We start from the raw sequence: 10,100 nt of genomic DNA, 5'->3' as shown, positions 1-10,100 counted from the left end.
ACCTGTGACCTCCTCCACCCCCTCGTACACGCCCGAAGAGCTGTTCGCCTCAACCGCGCCGTACTACGCTGCCCACCGGCCCCGCTACGCACCCGAGTTCTACGCCCTGCTCACGAGCCGCTTCGGCCTCGACTGCACCCAGCGCGTTCTCGACCTCGGCGCCGGCCCCGGCATCATCGCCCTCGACCTCGCCCCGCACGTCGACACCGTCATCGCCGTCGACCCTGAGAAGGGCATGCTCGAAGAGGGCCGCCGCCTCGCCGCCGAACAGGGCATCACCAACATCGACTGGCGCGAGGGCGACTCCACCACCCTCCCAGGGCTGGGCCTCGGGCCCGTCCTGCTAACCGTCATGGGTGCGGCCTACCACTGGATGGACCGCGACCAGGTCGCCCGGGACCTCGACCGGATCACCGAACCGGGCGGAGCGATCGTCCTCGCCTCCGGCGGCGCCCCCGGCGACCTCGAGCCCGCCGACTGGCGCCACGTCGTCGACGAGGTCCGCACCCGCTACCTCGGCCCCGAGCGCCGCGCCGGCTCCGGCACCTACTCCCACCCCAAGGAACGCCACCAGGACGTCCTCGCCCGCTCCCCGTTCTCCCAGGTCGACACCGCCCGCTGGGACCACACCCTGACTCGCACCACGGACGAGGTCATCGGCTGGGTCTTCAGCCTCTCCTACTCCAGCCCCGCCCAGCTCGGCGAGAAGAAGGACGCCTTCGAGCAGGACCTCCGCCAAGCTCTCCTTGCCTTCGCTCCGTCCGGACGATTCGACGAGGTGATCCGCACCGAAGCGATCATCGCCACCCGGCCGTAACCCGGCCCGGCGGCGGCTCGGGCATACTGCCCGCGTGAAAGCACCCAGGATCGGCGACGTGGCCGAGGCGCGCGTCGCCCGCTACCTCCGCGAGCGGGGCTACACCTTCGAGGTGGAGCCCGAGTTCGGCACCGGCCGCCACCCCGACTACCTCATCACCGCAGGCGAGCACACGCTCGTCGCGGAGGTGAAGGCATTCGAGACCTACGGCATGTTCGAGAACACCGTCCCGGGCCAGGTGATGTCCCGCTCGCTGACCGAGGCCCTCGCCCCGATCCGCAAGCAGATCAAGAAGGCCGCCGGCCAGCTCAAAGGGCTCAGGGACCGGGGCTGGCCGCTGGTCATCGTGCTCGACAACCCCGGCGGCCGGCCGATCCCGTTCGACTCCCCGCACCTGATCCTGTCCGCCATGTACGGCGACCTCACCCTTCTGGCTCCGGTCTTGGCAGACGGGGTGCTGGGCGACTTCCGCGGCGTCGCGGGCCGCAACGGCAGCCTGCGCAACGACCACCCGTACGTCAGCGCCGTAGCTGTCGTGCGCCGTGAGGACCACGCAGCGCAGTGGGCAGGAGCCTGGTTCGACGAGAACCGGGCGCGGTTCGGTGAAGACGTCCAGGCGATGGTGGCCGCATTCGCCGAGGCGAGTCAGGGCGCGCCGGAAGGGGACGATCTCTTCCTGGAGATCTTCGAGACGCTCAGCACTGAGGCCGTCCCGCTGCCTCGCGAGGTGTTCAACGGCCCTCGGGACCGCCGGTGGATCCCCAACACCGACCGGACCGCGCTCATCCCCATGACTGTCTAGGCGGCGCGGTCACAGGGCGCCGTCGTGGGATCGGCCTGGCGGCGGCTTGCTACGCCACGGGGGCGGCTGGCTACGCCACGGGGGCGGTGAGGCTTCTCGCGCGAATCGCGTCGAGCAGCGCGTCCTTGACCTGGGGCGGCATCAGGTTCAGTGCCTCGATGGCTTCAGCGGTGAGCGGGACCTCCTCGAGCAGGTACTCGCCGCGGTCGTCGCGCGCGAACTCCGGTCCGGCGCGGTCGTCGAAGTCCATACGACGATCTGGGCGAGGTAGAAGTGGTCAGTCTCGCCCTTGTCTTCTCCAGCTGGCAGAAGGGGTGCAGGTTGACGGCTTCGCCGGCGATCTCCTCGCGGACCTCCCGAAGCAATGCGGCTTCCAGGTCAGCGTCCTCGGGCTCGACGCCGCCGCCGACGAGGACCTGGTACGGGGGATGCCGGGGCGGATGCGGTTGATGACGAGCGTGGTGCCGACGGTGGTGAGCAGGATGGCGCGGATGCGCTCCGTCATGGGCTACTCCCTGGTGGTCGTGGTGGGTCAGTGGGGCATCTCCAGCGGCCGTCGATGGTCAACGACTGTGTAGTGATGAACGATGCGTTGGGGTTGGGGAGGAAGGTGATAGCGACGTCGGCGAACCGGACAGAACCCGCGCGGATCCGGCCGGGCCGCCCGGAGCTTCGGGCCGGGGCAGTAGCAAGTCGCGTAGCGTCCGCGCCATGGCGAGGACATTGCGGCTGGCCGTCGCGCAGAGCACCGTGCCAGAGGACCCCACCGACCGCGGCGCGCTCCGGGCCGCCGGGCAGGAGATCCGGTCCCTGATGGCTGAGGCCGCCGGGGCGGGGGCGCGGCTGGTGCAGTTCCCTGAGGGGGCGATCGCCTACCCGAGCAAGCACGTGATGGCGGCCGGCCCAGACGGGAAGCTGGTCCCGGCCGACTGGAGCCGTGCCGCCTGGGACGTCATGCGCGAGGAGGCCGAGTCGATCGCCGCGCTGGCGGGGCAGCTGCGGCTGTGGACAGCGTTCGGGTCCCTCCACCCGCTCACTCCGCCGAACCGACCCCACAACAGTCTCTTCGTCGTCTCCGACCGCGGCGAGCTGGTTGCTCGGTACGACAAGCGGTTCCTGTCGCACACCGAGGTCTCCTACCTGTACACCCCGGGGCGAGAGCCTGTGGTCTTCGAGGTCGACGGCATCCGGATCGGCTGTGCGCTGTGCGTCGAGGCGAACTTCCCGCCGCTCTTCGCCGAGTACGAACGCTTGGACGTCGACTGCGTCCTGCTCTCCGTGATGGTCGACGATGCTCCGAGGGCGCGCGTCGCCCAGGCCTACGGGACGCTGTACAGCTACTGGTTGGGCTACGCCGTGCCAGCGCAGTTCAGCGCCACGGTGCCGTCCGGGATCGTGGCGCCGGGCGGCCGGTGGCTGGCACAGTGCCCCGCCGACGGACAGCCCGCTCTGGCGGTCGCTGACATCGACCTCGATTCGGCCGCCCCGGACATCGACGTGGCTCTTCGGTACGCCCGGCCCTGGCGCCGCCTGGCGCAGGACGGGCTCTACGAGGACCGGCTGGTGACCGGGGATCCGCGCAGCGACATCCGCACGGCCTTCTGAGACCGCCCCGCGCACTTGACCTGCCAGAGCTTCCCGGCGGCGTGCCGGATCGCGGTGCTCTGCCCCCGGGGGCGGCCTACCGTGCGCCGGCGGCCGCAGGGTGGGTCTCCGCGAGGATGTCCCGTGCCCCCTGGTCGAGGAGCTCCTGTGCGACCGTCGCACCGAGCTTCTCCGGATCGTCAGCACGACCGGTGGAGGCGGCGGTGAGCCGGACGGCTCCATCCAGGGACACGACCTGTCCGGTGAGGAGCAGCCGGCCTTCCGGCTCGTGGGTCACGTAGGCGCCCACCGGGACGCTGCATCCGCCGTGGAGATCGGCGAGCATGCTCCGCTCGGCCCGCACCGCTGCGTGGACCGTATGGTCGCCCGCCCGTTCCAGCAGCGTCCGCAACTCCTGCTGGTTGCCGCGGATCTGGATGCCCAGAGCGCCCTGGCCGGGCACGGCGGCGTCCGGGTCTCGCACTGGCGGCCGCGGTCAGCGAGACGACGGTCCGCAAAGGCGTGTTCGAGCTGGAGGCCAGCGCGGATCCCCTGGGCCGGGTGCGGCGTCCGGACGGGGGCCGCAAACGGGTCGCGGAACTCAATCCGGGGCTACGGCCGGCTCTGCTGGCGCTGGTCGAGCCGAATGTGCGGGGTGATCCGATGCCGCCGCTGCGATGGACGGTGAAGTCAACCCGTGCACTTGCGAGGGAACTGACCCGGGCCGGGCACCGGGTCAGCGCGGACACCGTCGCAGGTCTGCTGCGGGAGGAAGGCTTCAGCCTGCAGGCCAACGGCAGCCAGCACGTCGACCGGGACGCACAGTTCCGCTACCTCAACGAGCAGGCCCGCAAGCACCGGGACGCCGGCCAGCCGGTCATCAGCGTGGACACCAAGAAGAAGTAACTCGTCGGTGACTTCAAGAACGACGGCCGCCAGTGGCGACCGGCCGGTGATCCGGTACCGGTGACCATGCATGACTTCGCCGACCCGCAGCTGGGGAAGGCGATCCCGTACGGGGTCTACGACCTCGCGGCGAACACCGGCTGGGTCAACGTCGGCACCGATCACGACACCGCCGCGTTCACGGTGGAATCGATCCGCCGCTAGCTGGGGCAACCAGTGCGCGGCGCTTCGCAGAGACACTGGCCGACGGGGCTATGTCGGCCGTGATCGTAGTGAGGCGACCTCGGCAGTCAGAGCAGCCCGTGTGGCCCTTCCCAGCCGCGCCCTAGTGTTAGCCCTCTCGCTGCGGGAGTCCTTCGGGCTCGCGCCCTGGAAGCCATGAGCGTCAGAACGCCGTTGATCGCCTTGTTGGGTGCAGCCCGGCGGGCCCGAGTCCCCTCGGCGTCGATAGCTCACGGCGCCCCTGGTTGACCGAACGGTCCCGGATCTAGAGCTCCATCGCAGCCGTCTCCCATCCGTCCCCCATGGGAGACGGATGGGAGAAAGATCTTCCTAATCAAGACTAGCCAAGGCTAGCTATAGCTAAGTAAGGCCAGGTTTCAGAGCGAATAGAAGCAGGCAGGACGCCGACCTGGCCTTATGCCGACACAGCCGTTGATCCAGACAATCACGTCTACCCCTCTCCCCATGGCTCGTCCGGAGCCCCCAGTGGCTTGCCCGTCCCACCCTGGCACGGAAACCTCACTATCGGCCGAGTGCTTATCCTCAAGGTCAGCGCCCCGCCCCGACACCTCCGGAGGTTTCCCCGCCGTGCCCCACACCCGCCGCCCGTCCGACCCCCGTTACGGAAACCGGCCCACCATGAAGGACGTGGCGGCCCGGGCGGGCGTGGGCCTGAAAACGGTGTCGCGCGTGGTCAACGGCGAGGCCGGAGTCACCCCCGACACCGAACGGCGGGTCCAGGAGGCCATCGACGCCCTGGGCTTCCGCCGCAACGACAGCGCCCGCGTGCTGCGCAAGGGCCGTACCGCGACGGTGGGTCTGGTCCTGGAGGACCTCGCCGACCCGTTCTACGGCCCGCTGAACCGGGCGGTGGAGGAAGTGGCCCGCGCGCACGGGGCGCTGCTCATCAACGGCTCCAGCGCCGAAGACCCGGAGCGGGAGCGGGAGCTGGCGCTCGCGCTGTGCGCGCGCCGGGTGGACGGGCTGGTCGTGATTCCGGCGGGCGACGACCACCGCTACCTGGAGCCGGAGATCAGGGCGGGTGTGGCCACGGTGTTCGTGGACCGCCCGGCCGGCCGGATCGACGCGGACGTCGTCCTGTCGGACAGCTTCGGCGGGGCCCGGGACGGGGTGGCGCACCTGATCGCGGGCGGCCACCGCCGGATCGGTTTCATCGGCGACCACCCGCGCATCCACACGGCGACGGAGCGACTGCGCGGCTACCGGGCGGCGATGGCGGACGCGGGTCTTCCGGTGGCCGGATCCTGGGTCTCGCTCGGCTCCACGGCCCCCGAACGGGTCGCGGCGGCGGCCCGGTCGATGCTCGCGGGCCCGGAGGCGGTGTCGGCCGTGTTCGCCGGGAACAACCGCGTGACGGTCACGCTCGTACGGGTCCTCGCGGAGCGGGAGCGCGTGCGGGGGCAGGAGCACCCGGTGGCCCTGGTCGGCTTCGACGACTTCGAACTGGCCGACCTGCTGCGCCCGGGCGTGACGGTGGTCGCCCAGGACCCGGCGGCCCTGGGCCGGGTGGCCACGGACCGCCTGTTCCAGCGCCTGGCGGGAGCCGGCCTCCCGCCGGCCCGCATCGAACTCCCGACCCGCCTCATCCCCCGCGGCTCGGGCGAATTCCCGCCCGCGGACTGACCGTCACCGGCCCGGCCAAACGCGCCCGGACACCGCGGGGCCCGGCCGGGGCGTCCCCGGCCGGGCCTCATGCGGATCACCCGGCTCAGGCGGTCGCCGTCAGGGTCGCCGAGCGGCGCGGGATCGCGAAGGCGTCCAGCTCCGCGCGGGTCAGGCCGGTCAGGGCGGTGACCTCCTCGGCGCCGACCGCGCCGCAGTCCAGGCCGCGCACCAGGTAGCCGGCCAGGGCCTTGGCGGTGGCGGGCTCGTCCATCACGTCGCCCTCGATCTTGGCGACGTACGCCTTCAGGCGCGCGGCGGCGGCTTCGAGGCCCTCGCGGTAGAAGGTGAAAACGGCCGCGTAGCGGGTCGGCAGGTGCGCCGGGTGCATGTCCCAGCCCTGGTAGTAGGCGCGGGCCAGCGCGCGGCGGGTCAGGCCGTAGTGCAGCTTCCAGGCCTCGTGGACGTGCTCGGTGGTGCCGATCGGCAGCACGTTGGTCGAGCCGTCGGAGACGCGTACGCCGGTGCCGGCGGCCGCGACCTGCATGATGGCCTTCGCGTGGTCGGCGGCCGGGTGGTCGCTCGACTGGTAGGCGGCGGAGACGCCGACGCAGGCGCTGTAGTCGAAGGTGCCGTAGTGCAGGCCGGTGGCGCGGCCCTTGGAGGCCTCGATCATCCGGGCGACCGTGGCGGTGCCGTCGGAGGCGACGATGGACTGGCTGGTCTCGATCTGGATCTCGAAGCCGATCCGGCCCGGGCGCAGGCCGCGGGCGGTCTCGAAGGCCTCCAGCAGCTTGACGAAGGCGCTGACCTGCTCGGCGTAGGTGACCTTGGGCAGGGTCAGGACGAGGCCCTCGGGGAGGCCGCCGTGCTCCAGCAGGCCGGAGAGGAAGATGTCGGTGGTGCGGATGCCGCGGTCGCGGACGTTGGACTCCATGCACTTCATGCGGATGCCCATGTACGGGGCGTTCGTGCCGTTGGAGAAGGCCTCGGAGACGAGGCGGGCGGCGCGGGCCGCGGCCTGGTCCTCCTCCTCGTCGGAGCGGACGCCGAAACCGTCCTCGAAGTCGACGCGGAGGTCCTCGATCGGCTCGGAGGCGAGCTTGGCGCGGACGCGGTCGTAGACCGGTACGGCGAGCTCGTCGGAGATGCCCAGTACCTTGGCGAAGGTCGCGGCGTCCGGGGCGTGCTCGTCGAGCGCCGCGAGCGCCTGGTCGCCCCAGGAGCGGATGGTGTCCGCGGCGAACACGTCGCCCGGTACGTAGACGGTGTGGATGGGCTGGCGGGTGCCGGGGTCGCCCGGGTAGTGGCGCGCGAGTTCCGCGTCCACCGGGGCGAGGGAGGCGCTGATGCCCTCGCTGACCGCGCCTGCGAGGCTCGTCGCCACCTTCTCCTGCTGACCCATCGTGCACTCTCCTCTTTTCCGCTTCACGGAAGCTTAGATCCGCATAGCAGAATTTAGTCACGGGGTTCCGCTCAGTCAATGGTCCCCCGGCCGTCCCGGGGAAACGACTCGGGGCCGTGCGGTGAGAAACACCACACGGCCCCGGAGACGGAGAGATACGCAGGTCAGGGACTAGCCCTTGCGCGCCTTGATCTCGTCGGTCAGCTGCGGGACGACCGTGAAGAGGTCGCCGACCACGCCGTAGTCGACCAGGTCGAAGATCGGGGCCTCGGCGTCCTTGTTGATGGCCACGATGGTCTTCGAGGTCTGCATGCCGGCCCGGTGCTGGATCGCGCCCGAGATGCCGGAGGCGATGTACAGCTGCGGGGAGACCGACTTGCCGGTCTGGCCGACCTGGTTGGAGTGCGGGTACCAGCCCGCGTCGACGGCGGCGCGCGAGGCGCCGACGGCCGCACCGAGGGAGTCCGCGAGGTCCTCGATGATGTGGAAGTTCTCGGCGCCGTTGACGCCGCGGCCGCCGGAGACCACGATCGCGGCCTCGGTCAGCTCGGGGCGGCCGGTCGACTCGCGCGGGGTGCGGCCGGTGACCTTGGTGCCGGTGGCCAGGGCGCCGAAGGTGACGGCGAGCGCCTCGACGGCGCCGGCGGCCGGAGCGGCCTCGACCGGGGCCGAGTTCGGCTTCACGGTGATGACCGGGGTGCCCTTGGAGACGCGGGACTTGGTGGTGAAGGACGCGGCGAAGGCGGACTGCGTCGCTACCGGACCCTCGTCACCCGCCTCCAGGTCGATGGCGTCGGTGATGATGCCGGAGCCGATGCGGACCGCGAGGCGGGCCGCGATCTCCTTGCCCTCGGCGGAGGACGGGACGAGCACGGCGGCCAGGGAGCCGGCGGCGGACACAAGCTCGTACGCGGCCTGGAGCGCGTCCACCTTCGGTACCACGAGGTACTCGGTGAACTCGGGGGCGTCGGCGGTGAGGACCTTGACCGCGCCGTGCTCGGCGAGCACCGCGGCGGTGGCGTCGGCACCGGCGCCCAGGGCGACGGCGACGGGCTCGCCGATGCGGCGGGCCAGCGTCAGCAGCTCGAGGGTGGGCTTGCGGACGGCGCCGTCCACGTGGTCGACGTAGACGAGAACTTCAGCCATGGGACTGCTCTCCTGCTATTGCGAAGTGTCTGGGGGCTATGGAGGGGTTGGCCGAGGTTCTTAGATGAACTTCTGGCCGGCCAGGAACTCGGCCAGCTGCTTGCCGCCCTCGCCCTCGTCCTTGACGATCGTGCCGGCGGTGCGCGCCGGGCGCTGCGCCGCGGAGTCGACCTTGGTCCAGGAGCCTTCCAGACCGACCTCGTCGGCCTCGATGTCCAGCTCCTCCAGGTCCCAGGACTCCACCGGCTTCTTCTTGGCGGCCATGATGCCCTTGAAGGACGGGTAGCGGGCCTCGCCCGACTGGTCCGTCACCGAGACGAGCGCGGGGAGGGAGGCCTCCAGCTGCTCGCTCGCGGTGTCGCCGTCGCGGCGGCCCGTGACGGTTCCGTCCTCGACCTTGACCTCGGAGAGCAGGGTGACCTGCGGGACGCCCAGGCGCTCGGCCAGGATCGCCGGGAGCACGCCCATGGTGCCGTCCGTCGAGGCCATGCCGGTGATGACCAGGTCGTAGCCGGCCTTCTCGATCGCCTTGGCGAGCACCAGCGAGGTGCCCATGACGTCGGTGCCGTGCAGGTCGTCGTCCTCGACGTGGATGGCCTTGTCGGCGCCCATCGACAGCGCCTTGCGCAGCGCGTCCTTGGCGTCCTCGGGACCCACCGTCAGGACGGTGATCTCCGCGTCGTCGGCCTCGTCGGCGATCTGCAGCGCCTGCTCGACGGCGTACTCGTCGAGCTCCGACAGCAGGCCGTCGACGTCGTCACGGTTGACGGTCAAGTCCTCGGTGAACTGCCGGTCGCCGGTGGCGTCGGGCACGTACTTCACACAGACAACGATCCTCAGGCTCACGCCGGCTCTCCTACCGCATCGTCTTTTCTGGTACCGCCTTGTGCAGGCAGCATAGGCGCCTTGTCGGGCGGATCCCGGTCGGGGCGGCCCGCGCTCCGAAGGGAATGTTACTCGTCAGTACACCGTGGGTCCCGCGAAGGCGCAAGCTCGGCGAACTGTGATCTGTCCAACGCCGCCCGACCCGCCCCAACAGGGACGATTCAGTCGCGCAGCGCGTTGAAGCGACCTTGGTGGTACAGCAGGGGGCGACCCTCTCCGGCCGGATCCCCCGCAACCGCCTCAGCGATGATCACACGGTGCTCGCCCGCGGGCACCCTCGCCACCACCCGGCACACCAGCCACGCGAGCACTCCGTCCAGTACGGGGACGCCGTGCGGCCCCGTGGTCCAGCCGGTGGCCGCGCCGAAACGGTCCGCCCCGCTCCGGGCGAAGAGGCCCGCCAGCTCCCGCTGGTGCTCGCCGAGTATGTGGACTCCGAGGTGGTCGCTGTCGCGCACCGCGGGCCAGCTGGAGGAGCCGGTGCCGATGGTGAAGGACAGCAACGGCGGGTCCGCGGAGACGGAGTTGAGCGAAGTGGCGGTGAAGCCCGCCGGGCGCCCGCAGGTCTCCGCGGTGATCACCGCGACCCCGGCGGCGTGCCGTCGGAACACGGAGCGCAGGAGGTCGGGCGAGCCGGGGTGGCCGGCGGGCTGGAGGGACGAGGTCGTCGGGGCCGCAGGAGCGGTCATCGGGGTACTTCCTTCTGCCGC

The 10,100-nt window shown here is 71.0% G+C and carries 11 protein-coding genes and 1 pseudogene; 5 read left to right on the top strand and 7 right to left on the bottom strand.

What is annotated here, in order from left to right; all coding sequences use genetic code 11:
• The first annotated feature begins 4 nt into the window (after positions 1–4).
• Both ACFWP3_RS07660 and ACFWP3_RS07655 read left to right on the top strand, forming a co-directional pair.
• Positions 5–817 carry a class I SAM-dependent methyltransferase gene (locus tag ACFWP3_RS07660; protein WP_384217256.1) on the top strand — a complete coding sequence of 271 codons (813 nt, stop codon included), beginning with the start codon at positions 5–7 and terminating at the stop codon, positions 815–817.
• Between the two features lie 34 nt (positions 818–851).
• On the top strand, positions 852–1,619 hold the full coding sequence (locus ACFWP3_RS07655) for a hypothetical protein (RefSeq protein WP_384217254.1): 768 nt from the start codon (positions 852–854) through the stop codon (positions 1,617–1,619).
• A 70-nt stretch (positions 1,620–1,689) separates the two neighbouring features.
• Here the strand turns inward: ACFWP3_RS07655 and ACFWP3_RS07650 are convergent, their stop codons facing one another.
• Together ACFWP3_RS07650 and ACFWP3_RS07645 are read right to left on the bottom strand one after the other, a co-directional pair.
• Positions 1,690–1,869: a hypothetical protein gene (locus ACFWP3_RS07650; RefSeq protein ID WP_384217252.1), complete on the bottom strand. Its 180-nt coding sequence runs from the start codon at positions 1,867–1,869 to the stop codon at positions 1,690–1,692.
• Positions 1,784–2,155, bottom strand: a complete 372-nt coding sequence (locus ACFWP3_RS07645; RefSeq protein ID WP_384217345.1) for an NUDIX domain-containing protein — start codon at positions 2,153–2,155, stop codon at positions 1,784–1,786. Before ACFWP3_RS07645 ends, ACFWP3_RS07650 begins: the two co-directional genes overlap by 86 nt.
• A 175-nt stretch (positions 2,156–2,330) precedes the next feature.
• On the opposite strand from ACFWP3_RS07645, the gene ACFWP3_RS07640 reads away from it, so the two are divergent.
• On the top strand, positions 2,331–3,224 hold the full coding sequence (locus tag ACFWP3_RS07640) for a carbon-nitrogen hydrolase family protein (RefSeq protein ID WP_384217250.1): 894 nt from the start codon (positions 2,331–2,333) through the stop codon (positions 3,222–3,224).
• Positions 3,225–3,300: 76 nt separating this feature from the next.
• On the opposite strand, the gene ACFWP3_RS07635 is transcribed toward ACFWP3_RS07640, so the two are convergent.
• The gene (locus ACFWP3_RS07635) at positions 3,301–3,567 is read right to left on the bottom strand and encodes a hypothetical protein (protein WP_384217247.1); all 267 of its coding nucleotides are present in this window, start codon (positions 3,565–3,567) and stop codon (positions 3,301–3,303) included.
• Between the two features lie 15 nt (positions 3,568–3,582).
• On the opposite strand from ACFWP3_RS07635, the pseudogene ACFWP3_RS07630 reads away from it, so the two are divergent.
• Positions 3,583–4,310: pseudogene (locus ACFWP3_RS07630) on the top strand (ISAzo13 family transposase); the annotation flags it as partial.
• A gap of 660 nt (positions 4,311–4,970) precedes the next feature.
• Positions 4,971–5,975, top strand: coding sequence for a LacI family DNA-binding transcriptional regulator (locus ACFWP3_RS07625; protein ID WP_384217343.1), 1,005 nt, complete (start codon positions 4,971–4,973; stop codon positions 5,973–5,975).
• 85 nt (positions 5,976–6,060) lie between these two features.
• Here ACFWP3_RS07625 and ACFWP3_RS07620 read toward each other — a convergent pair whose 3' ends face one another.
• The 4 genes from ACFWP3_RS07620 to ACFWP3_RS07605 all read right to left on the bottom strand — a co-directional run bounded on the left by ACFWP3_RS07620 (position 6,061) and on the right by ACFWP3_RS07605 (position 10,079).
• Complete coding sequence (locus ACFWP3_RS07620; protein ID WP_384217245.1) at positions 6,061–7,359, bottom strand: DUF6986 family protein; 1,299 nt, start codon at positions 7,357–7,359, stop codon at positions 6,061–6,063.
• 171 nt (positions 7,360–7,530) lie between these two features.
• On the bottom strand, positions 7,531–8,505 hold the full coding sequence (locus tag ACFWP3_RS07615) for an electron transfer flavoprotein subunit alpha/FixB family protein (protein ID WP_384217243.1): 975 nt from the start codon (positions 8,503–8,505) through the stop codon (positions 7,531–7,533).
• Positions 8,506–8,565: 60 nt separating this feature from the next.
• Entirely contained in the window at positions 8,566–9,351 is a 786-nt protein-coding gene (locus ACFWP3_RS07610) for an electron transfer flavoprotein subunit beta/FixA family protein (protein ID WP_384217241.1), read from the bottom strand.
• 200 nt (positions 9,352–9,551) lie between these two features.
• Positions 9,552–10,079, bottom strand: coding sequence for a flavin reductase family protein (locus tag ACFWP3_RS07605; protein WP_384217239.1), 528 nt, complete (start codon positions 10,077–10,079; stop codon positions 9,552–9,554).
• Positions 10,080–10,100 lie beyond the last annotated feature (21 nt).

Origin of the sequence: Streptomyces sp. NPDC058525, assembly GCF_042719495.1 — a bacterium.
Classification (GTDB): domain Bacteria; phylum Actinomycetota; class Actinomycetes; order Streptomycetales; family Streptomycetaceae; genus Streptomyces.
The sequence above is the reverse complement of the archived record's forward strand: the minus strand, read 5'-3'. Positions and strand labels throughout refer to the sequence as shown.